Origin of the sequence: Pseudomonas sp. SWRI154, from assembly GCF_014268645.1 — a bacterium.
In the GTDB taxonomy this organism is placed as follows: Bacteria; Pseudomonadota; Gammaproteobacteria; order Pseudomonadales; family Pseudomonadaceae; genus Aquipseudomonas; species Aquipseudomonas marvdashtae.
Genome location: NZ_JABWQW010000003.1, coordinates 234,070 through 256,110, shown reverse-complemented (window position 1 = coordinate 256,110; position 22,041 = coordinate 234,070). Strand labels below are relative to the sequence as shown.

Here is a 22,041-nt window from a genome sequence, read left to right as displayed (position 1 = left end):
ATCAATCCTCGATCAGCGAGCGGGCGAACGCATTGCTGGCAGGCTGCATCAAGTACTCCAGCAGTGTCCGCGCGCCGGTATTGATCAGCACTTCGACCGGCATGCCCGGCACCAAGGCGAGGTCGCCCAACGCCAGGCGCCCGTTGTCGGTCAACGCCACCCGCGCCAGGTAATAAGGCGCGCCGGTGTCCTTGTTTACCAGGCGATCGGCGGATACCTGCACCAGTTGGCCCTCCATGACGGGGGTGGTGCCGCTTTTGAACGCGCTGAAGCGAATACCCGCCAGTTTGCCGACCTTGATCCGGTCAATGTCCATTGGCGAAACCTGCGCCTCGACGATCAATTCCTCATTGGCCGGGACAATGTCCAACAGCGCGGTGCCAGGGCTGACCACGGCGCCCAGGGTGTGCACCGTCATGCCCATGATCCGGCCAGATTCTGGCGCAAGGATATCGGTGCGCTGGTCGCGATCCTGCAAGGTGGCCAGTCGTTCACGCAGCTCGTAGACCTTGGTCCGCGCGTCTCCGAGCAAACCCGCGACTTCGGTAGCGAAGGTTTTTTTCAGCTGAAGTATCTTCAGCCGCGCTTCGTCGACATGAACCCCGGCTCGCGCGCTTTCGGACTGGCTCTCGGCAATTTCGGCCTGCAGGCGTGCAAGGCTGCGCTCCTGCTCGCGAAGGCGTTGCTTGTCGACGTAGCCTTCAGCCAACAACGCCCGCAAATCGGCAATTTCTTCCTGATAGGACACCGCGAGCAATTGTTTGCTGGCGACGATGGCCTTGTAGCCACGAATCTGTTCTTCGATCTGCCCGATGGACTTCTCCAGCAAGGCGATCTCACCGAGCAACGAAGTGCGGCGGGTCTGGAAAATCCGCGCTTCGCTGTCGCGGGCCTCGCGTACGCGCGGGTCGGCAGGATCCAGGGTCGGGACGGCTAACGGCTCGGGCAACGCGTCACGCTCAGCCACCAGCCGGGCTTCGAGTTCGAGGGCGGCAATCAGCTGGCTGCGCATCGCCTCCATCTCCGAACGTGCCTGGGTGTTGTCGAGCACCAGCAGCACATCGCCCGACTTCACCAAGTCGCCGTCATGCACGCGCAGTTCACGGACGATGCCGCCTTCCAAATGCTGCACGGTCTTGCGATAGCTTTTGACCGTGACCACGCCCGGCGCAAGCGCCGCACTGTTGAGCGGCGCCAGGGTCGCCCAGCCGCCGAACAGGCCAAAGGTCACCAGCAGCATCAGATAACCCACGCGGCGCACCGGTTTGTCGTCGATAGGCAAGCCGACCCTGTCGAGGGGTGAGGGACTACTGTTTTGCATAAAGCTGCTCACCGGTTTTCTGCGAATCAACCGCGGCGACCTGCTGGGTGGCTGGGGCTGCGCCCTGCAACCGCGCCAGCACCTTGTCTCGTGGACCGAACAGGCTCAGCTCGCCTTGATTGAGGACCAAGAGTTTGTCGACCTGCGCCAGCACCCCGGAACGATGGGTGATGACGAACACCGTGGCCCCACTCTGCTTGAGCTTTTTCAGCGCCTCGGTGAGCATCTTCTCTCCGGCGTCGTCCAGGTTGGAGTTCGGTTCATCCAGCACCACCAGGCGCGGCTCGCCGTAAAGGGCGCGGGCCAAACCGATGCGCTGGCGCTGGCCACCGGACAATCCACCACCATTGGCGCCGATCACGGTGTCGTAGCCATCGGGCAGTTGCAGCACCAGCTCGTGGACCCCGGCCATGCGTGCGGCAGCGACCACCGCAGGCGCGTCCACCGGGCCGAAGCGTGAGATGTTCTGGCTGATCGTGCCCTCGAACAGCTCGATGTCTTGCGGCAGATAACCGATGTACGGCCCCAATTCGTCCCGGCGCCATTGGCTGATGTCCGCGCCGTCCAGGCGCACCGTGCCGGACTGGCTAGGCCAGATCCCGAGCAGCGCTCTGGCTAGGGTCGATTTACCGGCGCCGCTGGGACCAATGATCCCCACCACCTCTCCCGCCGGCACTTCGAAACTGAGGCTACGAATGATCGCCTGGCGGCTGTTCGGCGATCCGACACAGAGCCCTTCGACGCGGATCGCTCCTTCGGGTGCTGGCAACGACATGCGTTCCGGTTCGGCGGCGATCTTGAGCAGCAGTTCATGCAGCCTGGCGTATTGCCCCCGAGCGCTCAAAAAGCCTTTCCAGACGCCGATCAACTGATCGATGGGGGCCAGGGCGCGGCCGAGCAAAATCGAACCGGCAATCATCAGCCCCGGCGAAATCTCCTGATTGATCGTCAGGTATGCCCCCAGGCCCAGCACCAGCGATTGGACAATCTGGCGGAACGTCCTGGACACCGCGGCAACGGTCGTTGCGCGGTCACTGGCCAGGCTTTGCAAAGACAGGATCTTGTGGGTTTGCCCATCCCAGCGCTGGCGCAGACTGCCCAGCATGCCCATGGATTCAACCACCTCGGCGTTGCGCAGGCTTTTGTTGGTAAATGCGGTGGCCGCCATCTGTTCACGGCTGGCGGCTTGCAACGGCGCGTGGGTCAGCTTCTCGTTGACGAAGGCCAGCGCCCCTAGCAATAACGCGCTCAACAGCCCCATCCAGCCGTACCAGGGATGGAAAATGAACATGACGGTGAGGTAGATCGGAATCCACGGCGTGTCGAAGAACGCGAACAGACCATTGCCAGTCAGGAACTGGCGCAACGCATTCAAGTCATTCAGGGGTTGGGCCGTGGCGTTCATGCCACAGGAGTTGAGTGCCTGCTTGAAACTCGCATCGAACAGGCGCCGCCCAAGCAGCGTGTCCAGGCGTGTGCTGATCCGCACCATGATCCGCGAGCGAACCCATTCCAGGCCGCCCATCGTAGTCATCATCAGCAGCATGATCAGCGTCAACATCAATAACGTCGACAGGCTGGTGCTGGCGACTGCGCGGTCGTAGACCTGCAGCATGTAGAACGAGGGAACCAGCATCAGCAAGTTGACGAAAAAGCTAAAAAAGGCAACGGAAAGAAAACTGCCTTTGCATTCGGCAAGGGCGCCTTCCAATTCGGTCCTGGGATGGGCTGACATGGTTCTTTCCCTGAGGTCCGCTTATGTTCATACCTGCGAGGATCGTAGGGAGTACAAGTACACGAACGCCTTGATTTTTCTGGCTGGAGCGCTCGAAAGCGACCGCACAGTAGAAGTTATGTGCGCTGTATCGGCATGGGCGCGCGGTTCTGAAGGGGCGCTGCTTTTACAAGGTTCGATGGAGTGCGCCCGGGTTTTTATCGTCGGGATGATCTATACCTTCAGGAACACGCAATCAGGCCGGATGACAAACGCTGATATGTCCAGACAAGAACGCGCCGTGTATGCAAGCGCGTCCCCATGACACAGCGGCCTGCAAGACGATGTGACTGGCGCCCGGCATGCGTAGAATGGCGCCCCGCCCTTTCAATGCCTGAAGTATCGATCATGAGCCGGATCAGCCGCGTATTGAATGGCCGTACCCAAGCATTATGCCTGCTCTGCCTGTTGCTGCTGGTAGTCGGTCGTGCCCGCAGCGAGTCCCAGGAGCTTGAACTGCACATTCTCGACGCGCCCCCGCTGACCTTCGTCGACGACCCCAGGGGGCACGGGATCGTCGGCGACGTCGCGGTGCAAGCCATGACCCGGGCCGGGTACACCGCGAAGATCCATCTGCTTCCCTGGGCCAGGGCACAGAAACACGTCAGCGAAGAACGCGATTACTTGATAACGCCTCTGTCCCGCATTCCGGGGCGAGAAGATCGCTTCACCTGGATTGCCCGGATCATGCCCATGGAGCGAGCCTTCTTCAGCCTCGACCGGCAGGTGGACAGCTTCGCCCAAGCGAAAGAAACCTTCCGCAAGATAGGCGTCGGCCTGGGCAGCGCCCAAGAGGAGATCCTGCGCACCGAGGGCTTCCGGGACGACCAGATCTACCCCCTGGCCATCGGCGACAACCCCGCCCAGATGCTCCTGATGGGGCGTATCGATGCCTGGTTCAACGGCGTCCCGGAAAGTCGCTACATCTGGCCCAAAGTGTCCAAGCGCAAGCTGCTGATGAGTTCGCTCGGCAGCAGCGCCGAGCTTTACCTGGCATGCTCCCGGCGTTGCTCGGCGAAGATTGTCGAGGACTTGCGTGAGGCGGTGGAGGCGTTGCGCAAGGAGGGCGAGATCAAACGTATCCATGACGTTTATCTGCCATAAGATGCGCCCAGAACATCAGTGCAAATGATAGCCACCTAACGAAAGCCCCGCCCCAAAGGGCTCATCGATGGCTTATATCATTCCGAATGATAGTTACCTTTGTTTCATTCGATTCGTTCCTCTGCACCTCGCCACGCATCATCCGCCCATCTCAATACACTTGGCGGATGCTATCCATGGAACATTCACTTTCTAAACTGCGCTTTCCCCTCGCACTGTTGGCAGTGCTGGTGATCAGCGCTTGCGGCAAGACTCCCGACACGGCTGCTTCCATGCCGGCGGCCAAAGTCAGCGTGGCCAAGGTGCTGGAGCAGCCCGTCAACGAATGGGATGAATTCACCGGACGCCTCGAAGCGCCAGAAACCGTCGAGATTCGCCCGCGTGTTTCCGGGCAGATCGATGAAGTGGCCTTTACCGAAGGCGCGCTGGTCAAGAAAGGCGACCTGCTGTTCCAGATCGACCCGCGCCCCTTCCAGGCAGAAGTGCGTCGTCTCGAAGCTCAGTTGGCCCAGGCTCGCGCCACTGCAACCCGCAGCGAGAACGAAGCCCAGCGTGGCGAACGCCTGCGCTTGAGCAACGCAATTTCCGCTGAGTTGGCCGACTCGCGCACCACCGCGGCCCAGGAAGCTCGCGCCGCCGTAGCGGGCATCCAGGCACAGTTGGACCTGGCCAAGCTGAACCTGAGCTTTACCCGAGTCACCTCGCCCATCAGCGGCCGCGTCAGCCGTGCGGAGATCACCGCTGGCAACCTGGTGACCGCCGACGTCACGCCGCTGACCAGCGTCGTTTCCACCGACAAGGTCTACGCCTATTTCGATGCCGACGAACGCGTCTTCCTCAAATACACCCAACTCGCCCGCCAGGGCCAGCGCGGCCAGACCACACCGGTCTACATGGGCCTGTCCAACGAAGACGGCAACCCGCACCAAGGCCAGATGAACTTCGTCGATAACCAGGTCAACCCGCAGACCGGCACCATTCGTGGTCGCGCGGTATTCGATAACAAGGACGGTGCCTTCACGCCGGGCCTCTACACCCGCCTGAAGCTGGTGGGCAGCGGCACCTATTCCGCCGTGCTGATCAACGACGAAGCCGTGGGCACCGACCTGGGCAAGAAATTCGTGCTGGTGATGGACGCCGAGAACAAGCCTGCGTACCGCGCCGTCGAGCTGGGACCAAAGATCGAAGGCCTGCGCATCGTGCGCAACGGCTTGAGCAAGGACGACACCATCATCGTCAAGGGGCTGCAACGGGCCCGTCCGGGTTCGCCGGTTACGCCTGAAACCGTGCCGATGGCCAGCGAAGCCACCCTCGCCGCCCTGGCACAACAACGCAAAGCGCTCGAAGCCAGCAACTTGCCTCAGGTCGCGCCCGCCAAGGCGCCGTCCGGATCGGCAGGCAAACTGGCCTCTGCGTCCCCACGCGGTTAAGGGACTGAACTCAAGATGAAATTTTCCCAGTTCTTCATTTCACGGCCGATCTTTGCAGCGGTGCTTTCGCTGCTGATCCTGATCGCCGGCGCCATCTCGCTGTTCCAGCTACCGATCAGCGAATACCCGGAAGTCGTGCCACCGACCGTGGTCGTGCGCGCCAACTTCCCAGGCGCCAACCCCAAGGTGATCGGCGAAACCGTTGCCGCGCCCTTGGAGCAAGCCATCACCGGTGTCGAGAACATGCTGTACATGTCCTCGCAGTCCACCGCTGACGGCAAGATCACCCTGACCATCACCTTTGCCCTGGGCACCGACCTGGACAACGCGCAGGTGCAGGTACAAAACCGCGTCACCCGTACCGAGCCCAAGTTGCCGGAGGAAGTGACCCGCATCGGTATCACGGTGGACAAGGCGTCGCCCGACCTGACGATGGTCGTGCACTTGACCTCGCCGGACAAACGCTACGACATGCTCTACCTGTCCAACTACGCCTTGCTCAACATCAAGGACGAGCTGGCGCGCCTCGGTGGCGTTGGTGATGTGCAGCTGTTCGGCATGGGCGATTATTCCCTGCGAGTCTGGCTGGATCCGAACAAGACCGCTTCGCGCAACCTGACCGCCACCGACGTGGTCACGGCGATCCGTGAACAGAACCGCCAGGTTGCCGCCGGTGCCCTGGGCGCCCCTCCAGCACCGAATGCCCAAGCGTTTCAACTCTCGGTCAACACCCAGGGTCGCCTGGTGAGCGAAGAAGAATTCGAGAACATCATCATCCGTTCTGGCGCCGATGGTGAAATCACTCGCCTGAAAGACATTGCACGGGTTGAGCTGGGTTCCAGCCAATACGCCCTGCGCTCGTTGCTCGACAACCAGCCGGCGGTAGCGATCCCGATCTTCCAGCGCCCAGGCTCCAACGCCATCCAGATTTCCAACGATGTGCGCGAAAAGATGGAGGAGCTAAAGAAAGGCTTCCCGGCTGGCATGGACTACAGCATCGTCTATGACCCGACGATCTTCGTGCGCGGCTCCATCGAAGCGGTGGTCCACACCCTGTTCGAAGCGCTGATTCTCGTGGTGCTGGTCGTCATCCTGTTCCTGCAGACCTGGCGCGCCTCGATCATCCCGCTGGTGGCGGTGCCGGTGTCGCTGATCGGTACGTTCGCGGTCATGCACCTGTTCGGCTTCTCACTCAACGCGCTATCGCTGTTCGGGCTGGTATTGGCCATCGGTATCGTCGTGGACGACGCCATCGTGGTGGTGGAAAACGTCGAACGGAATATCGGCCTAGGGCTCACGCCGGTCGAAGCCACCAAGCGCGCCATGGGCGAAGTGACCGGGCCCATCATTGCCACGGCACTGGTGCTCTGCGCGGTGTTCGTTCCTGCCGCCTTCATCAGCGGCTTGACCGGGCAGTTCTATAAGCAGTTTGCCTTGACCATTGCCATCTCGACGGTGATCTCGGCGTTCAACTCGCTGACCCTGTCGCCGGCGCTGGCCGCGGTATTGCTCAAGAGCCATGACGCGCCAAAGGACCGTTTCTCGCGGTTCCTCGACAAGATCTTCGGCGGCTGGCTGTTCCGACCGTTCAACCGCTTCTTCGACCGCGCCAGCCACAGCTATGTGGGCGCCGTCGGCCGCGTAATCCGCAGCAGCGGCATTGCCCTGATCCTTTACGCAGGCTTGATGGTGCTGACCTTCTTCGGTTTCTCCAGCACGCCAACCGGTTTCGTACCCGGCCAGGACAAGCAATACCTGGTGGCCTTCGCGCAACTGCCGGACGCCGCGAGCCTGGACCGCACCGAAGACGTGATCAAGCGCATGTCCGAGATGGCGCTCAAGCAGCCGGGCGTTGAAAGCGCGGTGGCCTTCCCGGGCCTGTCGATCAACGGGTTCACCAACAGCCCGAACGCCGGTATCGTCTTCGTGACCCTCAAGCCCTTTGATGAGCGCAAGGACCCGAGCATGTCGGCTGGCGCCATCGCCGGCGCCTTGAACGGCCAGTACTCGGAAATCCAGGAAGCCTACATGGCGATCTTCCCGCCACCGCCGGTACAAGGCCTTGGCACTATTGGTGGTTTCCGCCTGCAAATCGAAGACCGGGGCAACCTGGGCTACGACGAGCTGTACAAAGAAACCATGAACATCATCACCAAGAGCCACAACGTGCCGGAACTGGCTGGATTGTTCACCAGCTACACCGTGAACGTGCCCCAGGTCGATGCCGCCATCGACCGTGAAAAAGCCAAGACCCATGGCGTGGCCGTCAGCGACATCTTCGACACCCTGCAGATCTACTTGGGTTCGCTGTATGCCAACGACTTCAACCGCTTCGGCCGCACCTATCAGGTCAATGTCCAGGCCGAGCAGCAGTTCCGCCTCGAGTCGGACCAGATCGGCCAGCTCAAGGTACGTAACAACCGTGGCGAGATGATCCCGCTGGCGACCTTTATCAAGGTCAGCGACACCTCGGGGCCGGACCGCGTGATGCACTACAACGGCTTCATCACCGCTGAAATCAACGGTGCCGCCGCCCCGGGCTACAGCTCCGGCCAGGCTGAAAAAGCCATCGAGAAACTGCTCAAGGACGAACTGCCCAACGGCATGACCTACGAGTGGACCGACCTGACGTACCAGCAGATCCTCTCGGGCAACACCGCGCTGTTCGTGTTCCCGCTCTGCGTCCTGCTGGCGTTCCTGGTACTCGCGGCACAGTACGAAAGCTGGAGCCTGCCGTTGGCGGTGATCCTGATCGTACCGATGACCCTGCTGTCGGCCATCACCGGCGTGATTCTGTCGGGCGGTGACAACAACATCTTCACCCAGATCGGCTTGATCGTACTGGTGGGACTTGCCTGTAAGAACGCGATCCTGATCGTCGAGTTCGCCAAGGATAAGCAGCTCGAAGGCATGACTCCGCTGGCTGCGGTACTGGAAGCTTGCCGCCTGCGTCTGCGGCCGATCCTGATGACCTCCTTCGCCTTCATCATGGGCGTGGTGCCCCTGGTGTTCTCCAGCGGCGCCGGTGCGGAAATGCGCCATGCCATGGGTGTCGCGGTGTTCTCGGGGATGCTCGGCGTGACGTTCTTCGGTCTGCTGCTGACGCCCGTGTTCTATGTATTGATCCGCAACTTTGTCGAGCGCAGCGAGGCCCGCAAAGCGGCCCGGGCCTTGAAACTGGAGGCGCAACAATGAGTTTGAAAGTGTTCATGCCGAGCTTGCTGGTCCTGGCACTGAGTGCCTGCGCCGTGGGCCCGGACTACAAGGCGCCAGAAACGGAGGCGGCGAATATCACCACCGCCACCGACGGCGCCGCCGGCCAGAAGAACTTCGATCGCGCGCGCTTCGAAGGCATCTGGTGGCAGCAGTTCGACGACCCGACCCTCAACGCGTTGGTGACCCGCTCCCTGGAAGGCAACCGCGAGTTGCGTGTGGCCTTCGCCCGTCTGCGGGCCGCCCGTGCGATTCGCGATGACGCCAGCAATGACGCCATGCCGACGATCACCAGCCGTGCCAGCAGCGAGTTGGGCAAGGGGCAGAACCCGATGGGCCAGACCGATGATCGGGTCAACAGCGAGCGCTACGACCTGGGCCTGGATATGGCCTGGGAGCTGGACTTGTTCGGCCGCATCCGGCGTAACCTGGAGGCCACCGACGCCGACCAGCAGGCCACCGAAGCCGACCTCTATCAGTTGCAGGTGACGATGATCGCCGAACTGGTGGATGCCTACGGCCAGCTGCGCGGCGCCCAACTTCGGGAGAAGATTGCCCTGGCGAACCTGGACAATCAGCAGGCGTCACGCAAGATCACCGAAAGCCTGCGCGATGCCGGCGTCGGCGATCAGCTCGACGTGGTCCGTGCCGATGCTCGGCTGGCCGCAGTGGAAGCCAGCGTGCCGCAACTGCAAGCCGAACAGGCCCGCCAGCGCAACCGCATCGCGACATTGCTCGGCGAGCGTCCGGACAAGCTGAGCGTGGACCTGAGCCCCAAACAGTTACCGGCCATTGCCAAGGCCCTGCCGATTGGCAACCCCGGTCAACTGCTGCAACGCCGCCCGGACGTGCTTAGCGCCGAGCGTCAGTTGGCAGCCGCCACGGCACGCATTGGTGTGGCCAAGGCCGACCTGTTCCCACGGGTCAGCCTCAGCGGCTTCCTCGGCTTTACCGCTGGCCGCGGTTCGCAGATCGGCTCTTCGGCGGCCAATGCCTGGGCGCTGGGCCCGAGCATTACCTGGGCAGCTTTCGACTTGGGCAGCGTGCGGGCTCGCCTGCGCGGTGCCAGCGCCGAGGCGGATGGCGCCCTGGCGAACTACGAGCAACAAGTGCTGCTGGCCCTGGAAGAATCGGAAAACGCTTTCAGCGACTACGGCAAACGCCAACAGCGCCTGATCTCGCTGATCCGCCAGAGCGAATCGAGCCGCGCGGCCGCCAACCTCGCCGAAATTCGCTACCGCGAAGGCACGGAGGATTTCCTCGTGCTCCTCGACGCCCAGCGAGAGCGCCTGGCCGCTGAAGATAGCCAGGCCCAGGCCGAAGTCGACCTGTATCGCGGCATCGTCGCGATCTACAAGGCCCTCGGCGGCGGTTGGCAACCGGAAACCGTCGCCAGCAACTGACCCCTTCCCAACCGAGCTCCTTTGGTTGGCCGCAACCAGCCAAATTTTTGCCCCGCGTTTCATTTGGACGCGGGGCTTTTTTTGCTCGATCGCCCATACGTTTCGTGCGCGGATAGCCACAAGGTTTGACTCAAGTCGCGGCCTGGCCGAAGCTTGCGACATTTCACGCTCCTGGTTATGGATTACCTGTATGTCCTCGCCTCGCCGCTACCTGCTTCTCAGTCTTGCCGTTGTGTTGGCGATCGGTCTTGTCGCGATGTGGCAGCGCAGTACGACGCCGCAGATTCCCGAGGCTATCAAGCGCGGTTACAGCGAAGCCCTGGAACAAGCGCGCAATGGCCAGCCTGGCGCCGCGCGGATGTTGTATCAGCAATTGGGACGTCCGGACCTGTCGCCCAAGCGTCGGGTATGGCTGCACGCCGAACTGCCCAACTACCCCAGCCCTCAAGCCCTGAAACTGGCACAGACGGACCTGCAAAGCGAAGCGCCAGACGTGCGGCGAGCCGCCATCGGCAGTATCGTCGGGCTGGTGCCGAACGCCCATCGCAGCCTGTTGCTCGGCCCGCTGCTGGATGACAACGAGCCAAGCGTCCGATTCGCTGCCGTGGATGCGCTGCTGGGGTCTTCGCCGGATGAACTGGGCCTGTATTTCGCAGCGATGCAGATCGCTGTCGATACCTGGAAGCAGGTGTTGAACGACGGGCCACCCACTACCGAATCGCTCTATCAACTCGCCCGCCTGTATTTGCACAACGCCGAGCTGAAAAAAGCCCAGCAGGCACTTGAACAGGCCCTGCGCCTGCAACCGGACAACCTGCCGGCGCTGGTCATGCAGGTCGACGTGCTGGACAAGCAAGGCCAGGGTGACGCCGCACGACAATTGCTCGCCCGCCAGTTGCAAACCCAGCCGGCATCAGCTTATCTGCAACATGCGCTGGGCATGTGGCTGCTGCAACACGGCCAGAGCGAATACGCGGTGCTCGGCCTGGCAAAAGCCGTGGAGCTGGAGCCTGAGAACAGGCATTACCGTTATGACTTGGCAACTACGTTGCACGCCGAGCAGGAAGTGGAAGCCGCGCAGAAACAGCTGCAGGAAATCGTTCAGCGCTACCCCGCCGACCGCAAGGCACGTGTGCTGCTGATCAACTATTGGAAGGAGACCGGACAGTTGCAGAATGTCCAGATCCTGCTGGCCCAATTGGAACAACTGAACCCCGACGACCCGGCGCTGCAACAAGGTCTCTAGGCCAATCGACGCGAGCCGAAAGTTGTGCAGCAGTGCGCGTTTTGTCAAAGGAAGCGGAACCGCCATCACTGCCAAAGGTCAAGAGTTCAGGCAGTTCATTTCAGGCGATACCCCGCCTGCTGCCCACTCCCCTAGTCATGAGAGGGTTATTTTTGATTACATCTAACGAGTCGATCAGCGCAAAAGCCGCCACCGGTATCGAGGGACTGGACGACGTCCTTTCCGGTGGTCTGTCCCGGGGTCACGTGTTCCTCCTGGAGGGAGAACCGGGCACCGGTAAAACCACGGTCGCGTTGCATTTCCTGATGGCCGGCGCCAAGGCCGGCGAGCGCTCGTTGTACATCACGCTATCGGAAACCGAGCGTGAATTGCGCCAGGGCGCAGCCTCACATGGGTGGACGCTGGATGAAAACATCCACATTTTCGAGCTGACCCCGCCCGAGAGCCTGCTCAACGCCGATCAGCAGCAGAGCCTGCTGTATTCCTCGGATCTGGAGCTGGGGGAAGCGACCCGGCAAATCTTCGAGGTGGTGGAGCGCATCAAGCCGACCCGAGTCGTGTTGGACAGCCTTTCGGAGATCCGCCTGCTGGCGCAAAGCTCCCTGCGTTATCGTCGCCAGATTCTCGCGATCAAACACTATTTCGTGCGTTATGACGCTACCGTCCTGCTCCTTGATGACCTCACCACCGAGTCCCTGGACAAGACCGTGCACAGCGTGGCCCACGGCGTCATCCGCCTCGAGGAATTGACCCCCAGCTACGGCGCAGAGCGGCGCCGGCTTCGGGTGGTCAAGTATCGCGGGCAGAAGTACCGAGGCGGTTACCACGACTTCACCATCATGAGCGACGGCTTGCATGTCTTCCCTCGCCTGGTGGCGGCCGAGCACCGTGGCCAGTACCTGCGCCAGCAACTGTCCAGCGGCATCGCGGAAATGGACGCCCTGCTGGGCGGTGGCATCGAGACCGGCTCCAGCACGCTGATCCTTGGCCCGGCCGGTACCGGTAAATCCCTGATTGCGCTGATCTTCGCGGCAGCCGCCGTGCGACGTGGCGAAAAAGCTGCGCTGTTCATCTTCGATGAAGAAATGGGCTTGCTGTTCGAACGCATGAGACACATCGGGATTGATTTGAATGCGCTGCAAGAAACCGGGAATCTGTTGATCGAACAGGTGGACGCTGCGGAACTGTCGCCCGGCGAGTTCTCCCACCGCGTGCGTCGCTGCGTCGACGAGGGCGACATCAAGACGGTCGTTATCGATAGCATCAACGGTTACCAGGCCGCCATGCCGGAAGAAAACGCCTTGGTCCTGCACATGCATGAACTGTTGCTCTACCTCAATCGCAAGGGCGCGGCAACGTTCATGACCGTCGCACAACACGGTCTGGTGGGCGACATGCAGGCGCCGGTGGACATCACCTACCTGGCCGACACCGTTATCCTGTTGCGTTATTTCGAGGCCCTGGGCAAGGTTCGCCGAGCGGTATCCATTATCAAGAAACGCACCGGCAGCCATGAATCCACTATCCGTGAGTTCCGCATCAGCAAGCGGAGCATGACCATTGGCCAACCACTGGAGGCGTTCCAGGGCGTGCTGCGTGGCGTACCGACTTATATGGGGGCGGACAACCCGCTGCTCGAGGATGACCCCCAGTGACTTCGGCGACGCCGCTGTCCGAGCGGGCGCTGATTCTCGCGCCGCTGGGACGGGACAGCCAGATCGCCCTGATGATTCTCAACGAAGCCGGTTTCGGCGGAGTCGTTTGCAGCCATTTGGGTGATCTGTGCGAAGAACTGGAGCATGGGGCGGGCGTGCTCGTAGTGTCCTCCGAAGCTCTGGTGGGGCCGGATATGGAAACCCTGTTCCAGCATATCGAACAGCAACCCGCCTGGTCCGACCTGCCCATCGTCCTGCTGACTCATCACGGTGGCCCCGAGCACAACCCGGTCGCTCGCATCGGCGCACAATTGGGCAACGTCACGTTCCTGGAGCGTCCGTTCCACCCGGTGACGCTGGTCAGCCTGGTGACCACCGCCCTGCGCGGGCGTCGAAGGCAATATGAGGCACGGGACCGTCTGATCGACCTCAGCAACAGCGAGCTGCGCCTGCAAACCACCCTCGAAACCCTTGAGCAACAGGTCGAGGAACGCACCGCCCAACTGCGCCATAACGAAGAGGCCCTGCGCCAATCGCAGAAAATGGAAGCTGTCGGCCAGTTGACCGGCGGCATCGCCCATGACTTCAACAACATGCTTACCGGCATCATCGGCAGTCTCGAACTGCTGCGCCGACGCCTGGCCCGCGGCCGTACCGAAGACCTCGACAGCCTGATCGACCTGGGGGTGACGTCGGCCAATCGGGCGGCAGGCCTGACACATCGACTGCTGGCCTTTTCCCGGCGCCAATCTCTGGACTCCAAGGCCGTGCAAATGAACACCCTGGTGCTGTCCATGGGCGAGTTGCTGCAACGCAGCCTCAACGAGAGTATCCGCCTGGACATGCAGCTGGACGATCAGCTCTGGATCGCCGAAGCCGACCCCAACCAACTGGAAAGCGCCCTGCTCAACCTGGTGCTCAACGCCCGCGATGCAATGCCAGATGGCGGCAAACTGGTGGTGCAGACCTTCAATCAATACCTGGACACCGGCTTCACCGACGCCTACACCAACCTGCAGCCCGGCGACTACGTGGTGCTGAGCGTGCAAGACAGTGGTTGTGGGATGCCTGAAGCGGTGATCAACCGAGCGTTCGACCCCTTCTTCACCACCAAACCCATCGGCCAGGGCACCGGCCTGGGTCTCTCGATGATTTATGGATTCAGTAAGCAGTCGCGAGGCCATGTGACCATCGACAGCGAGGTCGGCAAAGGCACCACGGTAAATCTTTACCTGCCGCGCTTCGTGGGCGAGGAAATACACGAACCTACGGTTGCCACCCAACAGGCGCCTTATGCCCAAGATGGCGAAACCGTGCTGATCGTCGAAGATGATCCGGCGGTACGGGTATTGGTCAGCGCCGTGTTGAGCGAGTTGGGCTACGCCTTCGTCGAGGCCGGGGACGCCAACGGCGCGATGCCGATCCTGCAATCGAACCAACGCATCGACTTGTTGATCAGCGACGTGGGCCTTCCTGGGATGAACGGGCGGCAACTGGCGGAAATCGGCCGGCAGATCCGCCCGGAACTCAAGGTACTATTCATCACCGGATACGCCGAGCACGCAGCGGTGCGCGGTGGTTTCCTGGACCCTGGCATGCAAATGATCACCAAGCCGTTCACGTTTGATCTGTTGACGGCGAAGGTGCGGGAGATGATCAAGGTTTGATGGGCTGGGTCGGTTGGCCCAGGTGTCCATGTGGCGAGAGAGCTTGCTCCTCGCCACATGAGTCGTCCGGGTTGGCCTAGGACAACATCCGCTGCATGATTTTCTGCAGCACATCCAGGTCAAACGGTTTGTCCAGGATCGGCGCCTTGCGGGTGATCGGGCTGTCGGTCTCGCGCACTTCCTGGGCGTAACCGCTGATGAAGATGACCTTCAGGTCCGGACGCAACCTCACCGCGGGCTCGGCGATCTGCACGCCGGAAATTCCGCCGGGCAGGCGGAAGTCGGTAATCATCATGTCCAGATGAGGCTTGCTCGCGAGAATCTCGAAAGCCTGCTCACCGTTTTCGGCCTGCAGCACGCGATAGCCTTCGCCGGACAGGTAAGCCGACAGCACCATCAGGATCGAGGGGTCATCCTCGACGATCAGAACAACGTCTTGCGCATCTTCACTCATGAGAAGCCTTTGTTGGATCAATAGCTGCTGATACGACCCTGGGGTCACTCAGAGGTTGCGTCCGTTCGCCAGTTTTCTGTAAAGGCAGACAAACGCGAAACAACGCCCCTTCGTTGAGGCGGCTATCGACCGTGATGCTGCCGCCATGGGCGGTAACAATCTGTTCGGATATGAACAAGCCCAACCCAAGGCCCGCAGTGGCGGCCTTGGAGGAAACCCGTTCGAACTGCTGGAAGATACGCTTCTGATTCTCTTCGCTGATGCCGATGCCCTGGTCCTGGACTTCGACGCAAGCATGGTCGGGCGTCTTGTAGACGCGCACATCAATTGGACTCTTGCTGCCATAGCGCAGTGCATTCGTCAGCAGATTCGACACCACCTGCTCGATGCGGAACTCATCCCAGTGCCCTTCTACCAACGGTTCAGCCGTGCAGCTCAGCGTGCATTCGGCGGCGGCGATCTGCGGCTGGAAGTTGCGGACCAGGTTTTGCACCAATGCCGTCAAGTTGAAGCGGGTCGGACGAATGGACAGCTTGCCGGTTCGAATGCGAGAGACGTCCAGCATGTCCTCGATCAAGCGGATCAGGCTTTTGATCTGGCGTTCATCGCGCTCCACCATCGCCTTCACCTTATCCAAAGTGAACGCCGCTGCGTTGTCCCGCGCCAGATGCATCTTGCGCAGCTGCGTTTCGAGGATCAGGCCATTGAGTGGCGTACGCACCTCATGGGCGACGATCGACATGAAGTCGTCACGCATGCGCACCGCCTGCTCAAGCTCGCTGCGGGTAGCTTGCAACTCCTCGAGCAACTGCTCCTGCTCCCGACGGCTCTGCTCGAGGGCAATCACTTGCTCCTTCATTGCCTTGCGCTGTCGATAAAGCTCGACGAAGACGTTGACCTTGCTTTTGACCGCGTGGGTGTCCAGCGGCTTGTGCAGGAAATCCACCGCGCCATTTTCATAACCGGTGAACGCGTAGTTGCGCTCGCGGCCGGCGGCGCTGACGAAAATAATGGGAATGCTGCGGGTCTTTTCCGTACCGCGCATCAGTTCGGCCAGTTCGAAGCCGTTCATGCCCGGCATCTGCACATCGATGATTGCCAAGGCAAAGTCATGCTGCAAAAGCAGGGACAGCGCTTCATCGGCCGATAACGCCTTGAAGACTTGGCGATCGTCGCGCTTGATCAGCGCTTCCAGGGCCAACAGATTCTCAGGCAGATCGTCGACGATCAGCAGTTTGGCTTGAATATCTCTTGGCATGTGGTTCATTCCAGCCCGGCCAGTAACTGGCCGATGCCCTGCAAAGTTAGGATGTGGTCGGGCTCATGCAAGCTGAGCGCCGCTTCGGGCATGGTGGAAATCTGCGCCTCCTCCGGGTCCTGGACAATCGTAAGGCCGCCCTGCGCCTTGACCTCGGCCAGGCCACGGGCCCCGTCGCTGTTCGCGCCGGTCAGTACCACCGCCAGCAGGTCGGGACCGTAGACATCGGCCGCCGACTCGAACAACACATCGATTGACGGTCGCGAATGGTGTACCGGGTCCTCCAGGCTTAACGACAGGCTGCGGTCAGCTTCGACCGACAAATGATAACCAGGCGTCGCGACATACAAGGTTCCCGGGCTGATGTCCTGCTTGTCCTGAGCTTCCTCCACCGGTACCGCAAGGCGATGACGCAATACCTGGGCCAGCTGGCTATTGCGCTCATCGGGCAAATGCAACACCACCAGGATGGGCACGCGAAAGCCCCTGCGCAGCGGGCTGAAGATTTTAAGCAGCGCTTCGACGCCCCCGGCGGATGCGCCGACGACGATGGCCTCGATCAGGGGCCTGGATCTGTCCGTCACTGGATTCATAACTTGCGATAGATCCGTTCCTGTTTGACCAACGGTTCGAACTGCTTGCCGAATGCCGAAAAGTCGAGTGTTTCCTTGCTCCCCAGTACCAGGAAGCCACGATGGCAGAGGGACTCGTGAAAAAGGCCAAAGGCGCGATCTTGCAGCTTTTTGTTGAAATAGATCAATACGTTACGACATGAAATCAACTGCGTTTCGGAAAACACACTGTCCGTCGCAAGGCTGTGATCGGCGAAGGTCACGTTCTGGCGCAGGGTTTTATCGAACATGGCGTAATCGTAGGCCGCCGTGTAGTAATCGGCAAACGAACGCCGTCCTCCGGCAAGCTGGTAATTCTGGGTGTAGGCCCTGACGTTCTCCAGGGAAAAAATGCCCTGCTTGGCTTTTTCCAAAGAGCGCGGATTGATGTCCGTGGCGTAAATGAGCGTGCGGTCCAGCAGGCCCTCTTCGCGCAGCAGGATCGCCATGGAATAGACCTCTTCACCGGTGCTGCAACCGGCGATCCAGATCTTGATCGACGGGTAGGTCTTGAGCAGTGGCACGACTTCTTCGCGTATCGCCAGGAAGTGCCCGGGATCGCGAAACATCTCGCTGACGGGAATCGTCAGCAGTTGCAGCAACTGCATGAACGCGCCGGGGTCGTGCAGCACCCGCTCTTGCAAGGCAGAGATGGTCTTGCAATCGAACTGGCTCAACGCATGCAAGACCCGGCGCTTGATCGAAGCGCCAGAGTAATCGCGAAAATCATAGCTGTACTTCAGGTAGATCGCTTCGATCAATAAACGAAGTTCAATGTCGGTGTTACGTTCCACTAAATTCTTTCCATATTGGGTAACCACACGCGAATCAGTGAAAACAGGCGATCCAGGTCGATCGGCTTGGCCAGGTAGTCGTTGGAGCCGGCCGCCAGGCAGCGTTCCTGGTCATCCTTCATGGCCTTGGCCGTCACGGCGATGATCGGCAGTTTGCGCCAGCGTGGATCCTTGCGGATCAGCGCGGTAGCTTCAAAGCCATCCATCTCGGGCATCATCACGTCCATCAGTACCAAGTCGATGTCTTCTACCTCGTTCAGGCGCTCGATCGCCTCGTATCCGTTACGGCCAATGACGACGACCGCTCCTTTGGCCTCGAGGGCGCTGGTCAGGGCGAAAATGTTGCGCACGTCGTCATCCACCAGTAGCACTTTGCGGCCTTCGAACACCTTGTCCCGGCTGCGGGCTGTCTGGAGCATGCGCTGCCTTTCATGGGACAACCGGGATTCGACTTTGTGCAGAAAGAGTGTGACCTCGTCCAGCAGGCGCTCCGGCGAGCGTGCGCCCTTGATGATGATCGAGCGCGAATATTTGCGCAGCTCGGCTTCTTCATCGCGGGTCAAGTTGCGCCCGGTGTAGACAATCACCGGCGGGAACGAACAGATCTCCTCGCTGGACATGCGCTTGAGCAGGTCGTTGCCGAGCATGTCCGGCAACTTGAGGTCGATGATCATGCAGTCGTAGACATTGGTGCGCAGCAGTTCCAGGGCTTGCTGCGCCAGGCCGACGGCGGTGATTTCGATGTCATCGTCGCCGATCAGGCGGGTAATGCTCTCGCGCTGCAGGTCATCGTCTTCCACCAGCAGCACCCGCTTGACCTTCTGGGTCAGCTTGGCTTCCAGACGGGCGAAAACATCCTTGAGCTCTTCCCGGGTCGTCGGCTTGACGGCATAACCGATGGCGCCCATGTGCATGGCCGCTTCGACGCGGTCTTCAACGGAGATGATGTGCACCGGAATGTGCCGGGTCTGGGCTTGTTCCTTGAGGCGCTGCAACACGGTCAACCCGGAGTGATCCGGCAGGCGCATGTCCAACAGGATCGCGTCGGGACTCAGTTGCAGGGCCAGGTCAAATCCCTCGTCGGCGCCATGGGCCACCAGGCATTGGTAACCGAGCTCGTGGGCGAGGTCGAACAGGATCCGGGCGAACTTGGGTTCGTCTTCAATGACCAGGATGCAGCGAGTCTCGAAAGGCGCCTTGTCGCGGTCGTCCGCGAATTGCGGGACTGGCGGGTCCACTTCAGCGACCAACACGGGGGTCGGCACATGGGCTGGCGCTGGCGCGGTCGTCGCTGGGGCGAACATCCTTGGCTCCACGGGGGCCTCGCCGGGCTCGACATAACGCTCGGGCAATACCAGTGTGAATACGCTGCCCTGCCCCGGCTCGCTGACAACCGAGATCGAACCGCCAAGCAAGGCTGCCAGGTCCCGGGAAATCGACAGGCCCAACCCGGTGCCACCATAGCGGCGATTGGTGGTGCCATCTGCCTGGCGGAACGCCTCGAAAATACTCTGCTGCTGATCGGCCGCAATGCCAATTCCCGAATCACGGACCATGAACGCGATACCCGAACCTGGCTGGCCGGTCACCGAAAGCATGACAGAGCCGTGCTCGGTGAACTTCACCGCGTTGGACAGCAGGTTCTTGAGCACTTGCTCAAGACGCTGGCGATCGGTGTACAGCATCGGCGGCGCGTCCGGCATTACCTGCACTTCAAACGCCAGGCCCTTTTCAGCCGTCAGCGGCTTGAACATATCCTGGAGCCCTTCCACCAGGCGCGGCACGCTGGTGTTCTCCGGGCGCACTTCGAGTTTCCCGGCCTCGACCTTGGAAATATCGAGGATGTCGTTGATCAGGTTCAGCAGGTCATTGCCAGCGGAATAGATCGATTCGGCGAACTTGACCTGTTCCTCACTGAGGTTGTTGTGCGGGTTCTCCGCCAGCAGTTTGGAGAGGATCAGCGAACTGTTGAGCGGCGTGCGCAGCTCATGGGACATGTTGGCCAGGAATTCGGATTTGTACTTGCTTGAACGTTGCAGTTCCTCGGCGCGCTCCTGCAACTGGATCTGCGCCAGGTTCAACTCGCTGTTTTTCTGGTCCATGGCGTCGCGCTGCTCGGCCAATTGCTCGTTGGTCTGCTCCAGCTCCTGTTGCTGGGCTTCCAGGTGAGCCTGGGATTCCTTGAGGATACGTGACTGCTCCTCGAGCTCCTCGTTGGCGGTCTTGAGCTCTTCCTGCTGCACTTGCAGCTCTTCGTTCAATTGCTGTGTCTCGGCCAGCACTTCCTGTAGGCGCTGGCGATAACGGGCCGCTTCGATGGACGTGCCGATGTTGCCGGCAATCAGTTCCAGCAGTTCAAGATCGCGCTCGGTCAGCGACCGCAGGAAACCCAGCTCAATGACCCCATTGATCCGATCGTCGTCACGGGTAGGCATCACCAACACGCTATTGGGCAAACCTTGGCCGAGCCCGGAGCTGACCTTGAGATAGTCGTTCGGCACTTCATCCAGGCGGATCAGACGGCCTTGGCGCACGGCCTGTCCGACGATGCCTTCGCCATCGAAGATCATTTGCTCCTGTTCGTCGTCCTCCCGGGACATGCCGTAGGTGGCAATGCGCCTGAGAGTGCCGTTTTCTTCCCGAGCATAAAGCGCCGCAACCACCGTGCCCATGTATTGGGCGCAGAACTGCAGGATGTTGCGCCCCAACAGATTCAAGCTCAGCTGGCCAAGGACCTGCTCGGCCAACTGCGTCTGGCCGTTGCGCAACCAGGCCTGTTTCTCCAGGCGCAAGGCACTTTGCTGCTGGACTTTCAGGCTTGCGCTGTAATTCCCGGACAAGGTCAGCAGGTCGCGGCGGCCGACATAGGCCAGCAGCCCACTGATAGCGGCGACAAACAGCAGATACAGGGCAATGCTCCAGATCGTGGTGGTGCGCACCTGGTCGTTGCGTTCGGCGCGCAATTGCTGCTCGGTTTCGACGACGTCCTCGAACGTCTTGCGTATCTCATCCGTCAGCCGCTTGCCACGCCCGGCCTTGACCGCGCCCCGGTAATCGCCACTGCTGCGCTGCAGGTCGATCATGCTCTGGGCGTAATTGGCCCACTCCACTTGCAGCGCTTGGATCCTGTGCAAACGATCGGTCTGCACTGGGTTGTCGGCTGTCAATTCCAACAATGTATCCAGCGCCACGGCGATCCTTGGCTTGGCAACTTCATAAGGATCGAGAAAATGCTCGTCGCCGCTCAACAGGTAGCCGCGCATGCCGGTTTCCAGGTCGACACTCAGTTTGAGCGCTTCATTGGCGTTATTGATCACCCGATCGGTGTGCCCGACCCACTGGATCACCGATAGCAGATAAGTGATCAGCACAATGAAAAACACGGCGCTGAGTGCGCCCATGCCTAAAGGCAGGCTGATGTTGCGGGCCAGGAGCTTGCGAAAACTTTGCTCGTCAACCGAAGACGAAGGAGTCATGGAAAAAGGCCTTGGTGGACAGTTGAAAGTCATGGAGTGTGCCCAAAAACCTGGGCTGGATCCACATTTCTGACAACTCAAGGACGCAAATTCCATGGCGACAGACCAGGGGTGTAAGGATGCGACTATCCTTGTCAGCTCTTGTACTATAGATCCTTTCTTGTACAGCTTCGGGAACTTGTGGCGTCTCGAAACTTACTCATGCATACGGCTGCTTTTTGCCGCGCCCCTACCGATTCCATCTTCCGAGAAGTCTATTATGCCCGTCCCCGCTTCTGACACCCCCTCCACCATCCTGGTAGTCGAAGACGACGACATCGTGCGCATGTTGATTGTCGATGTGCTGGAAGAACTGGAATACAAGGTTTTGGAAGCTGACGGCTGCGAGCAGGCGCTTGAGTTTCTGCGCGATGAAGCCAAGTCCATCGCCCTGATGATGACGGACGTCGGCCTGCCGGTCATGGACGGCCGCGAATTGGCGAAACAGGCCCGCATCCTGCGTCCCGAGCTACCGATCCTGTTCGCCAGCGGTTACGCCGAGAGCATCGATGTGCCTGAAGGCATGTCGGTGATCGGCAAGCCCTTCTCCATTGACCAGTTGCGCGACAAGGTCAAAAGCGTTCTTTCTTGAGCCC

At 60.7% G+C, this 22,041-nt stretch carries 15 protein-coding genes; 8 read left to right on the top strand and 7 right to left on the bottom strand.

Features of this window, described 5'->3' with window-relative positions; genetic code table 11:
* Position 1: 1 nt before the first annotated feature.
* Both HU806_RS04670 and HU806_RS04665 read right to left on the bottom strand, forming a co-directional pair.
* The gene (locus HU806_RS04670) at positions 2 to 1,321 is read right to left on the bottom strand and encodes an HlyD family type I secretion periplasmic adaptor subunit (RefSeq protein WP_186610259.1); all 1,320 of its coding nucleotides are present in this window, start codon (positions 1,319 to 1,321) and stop codon (positions 2 to 4) included.
* Entirely contained in the window at positions 1,308 to 3,056 is a 1,749-nt protein-coding gene (locus HU806_RS04665; protein ID WP_186610258.1) for a type I secretion system permease/ATPase, read from the bottom strand. Before HU806_RS04665 ends, HU806_RS04670 begins: the two co-directional genes overlap by 14 nt.
* Before the next feature lie 387 nt (positions 3,057 to 3,443).
* On the opposite strand from HU806_RS04665, the gene HU806_RS04660 reads away from it, so the two are divergent.
* The 7 genes from HU806_RS04660 (at position 3,444) to HU806_RS04630 (ending at position 14,813) form a co-directional block, all read left to right on the top strand.
* Positions 3,444 to 4,199 carry a substrate-binding periplasmic protein gene (locus HU806_RS04660; protein WP_186610257.1) on the top strand — a complete coding sequence of 252 codons (756 nt, stop codon included), beginning with the start codon at positions 3,444 to 3,446 and terminating at the stop codon, positions 4,197 to 4,199.
* A 176-nt stretch (positions 4,200 to 4,375) separates the two neighbouring features.
* A complete protein-coding gene (mexE, locus tag HU806_RS04655; protein WP_186610256.1) occupies positions 4,376 to 5,629 on the top strand; it encodes a multidrug efflux RND transporter periplasmic adaptor subunit MexE in 1,254 nt (417 codons plus the stop codon).
* A gap of 15 nt (positions 5,630 to 5,644) precedes the next feature.
* Complete coding sequence (locus HU806_RS04650; protein WP_186610255.1) at positions 5,645 to 8,824, top strand: efflux RND transporter permease subunit; 3,180 nt, start codon at positions 5,645 to 5,647, stop codon at positions 8,822 to 8,824.
* Positions 8,821 to 10,245: an efflux transporter outer membrane subunit gene (locus HU806_RS04645; RefSeq protein ID WP_186610254.1), complete on the top strand. Its 1,425-nt coding sequence runs from the start codon at positions 8,821 to 8,823 to the stop codon at positions 10,243 to 10,245. Before HU806_RS04650 ends, HU806_RS04645 begins: the two co-directional genes overlap by 4 nt.
* Positions 10,246 to 10,435: 190 nt before the next feature.
* Positions 10,436 to 11,491 carry a tetratricopeptide repeat protein gene (locus HU806_RS04640; protein ID WP_186610253.1) on the top strand — a complete coding sequence of 352 codons (1,056 nt, stop codon included), beginning with the start codon at positions 10,436 to 10,438 and terminating at the stop codon, positions 11,489 to 11,491.
* Positions 11,492 to 11,643: 152 nt separating this feature from the next.
* Positions 11,644 to 13,146 (top strand): ATPase domain-containing protein, encoded by a 1,503-nt coding sequence (locus tag HU806_RS04635; RefSeq protein WP_186610252.1) that lies wholly within the window; start codon positions 11,644 to 11,646, stop codon positions 13,144 to 13,146.
* Positions 13,143 to 14,813 carry a response regulator gene (locus HU806_RS04630; RefSeq protein WP_186610251.1) on the top strand — a complete coding sequence of 557 codons (1,671 nt, stop codon included), beginning with the start codon at positions 13,143 to 13,145 and terminating at the stop codon, positions 14,811 to 14,813. The genes HU806_RS04635 and HU806_RS04630 overlap by 4 nt, the downstream gene beginning before the upstream one ends.
* 76 nt (positions 14,814 to 14,889) lie before the next feature.
* Here the strand turns inward: HU806_RS04630 and HU806_RS04625 are convergent, their stop codons facing one another.
* From HU806_RS04625 to HU806_RS04605, 5 genes are read right to left on the bottom strand one after another with little or no spacing between them, the layout of a single operon-like run.
* Positions 14,890 to 15,267, bottom strand: coding sequence for a response regulator (locus HU806_RS04625; RefSeq protein ID WP_186610250.1), 378 nt, complete (start codon positions 15,265 to 15,267; stop codon positions 14,890 to 14,892).
* A complete protein-coding gene (locus HU806_RS04620; RefSeq protein WP_186610249.1) occupies positions 15,260 to 16,525 on the bottom strand; it encodes a hybrid sensor histidine kinase/response regulator in 1,266 nt (421 codons plus the stop codon). The genes HU806_RS04625 and HU806_RS04620 overlap by 8 nt, the downstream gene beginning before the upstream one ends.
* A 5-nt stretch (positions 16,526 to 16,530) precedes the next feature.
* Entirely contained in the window at positions 16,531 to 17,118 is a 588-nt protein-coding gene (locus HU806_RS04615; protein WP_186610248.1) for a chemotaxis protein CheB, read from the bottom strand.
* Entirely contained in the window at positions 17,115 to 17,930 is an 816-nt protein-coding gene (locus tag HU806_RS04610; RefSeq protein WP_186610247.1) for a CheR family methyltransferase, read from the bottom strand. Before HU806_RS04610 ends, HU806_RS04615 begins: the two co-directional genes overlap by 4 nt.
* Complete coding sequence (locus HU806_RS04605; RefSeq protein ID WP_186610246.1) at positions 17,930 to 21,406, bottom strand: response regulator; 3,477 nt, start codon at positions 21,404 to 21,406, stop codon at positions 17,930 to 17,932. Before HU806_RS04605 ends, HU806_RS04610 begins: the two co-directional genes overlap by 1 nt.
* 259 nt (positions 21,407 to 21,665) lie before the next feature.
* Between HU806_RS04605 and HU806_RS04600 the strand changes: the two genes are divergently transcribed.
* On the top strand, positions 21,666 to 22,037 hold the full coding sequence (locus HU806_RS04600; protein ID WP_186610245.1) for a response regulator: 372 nt from the start codon (positions 21,666 to 21,668) through the stop codon (positions 22,035 to 22,037).
* Positions 22,038 to 22,041 lie beyond the last annotated feature (4 nt).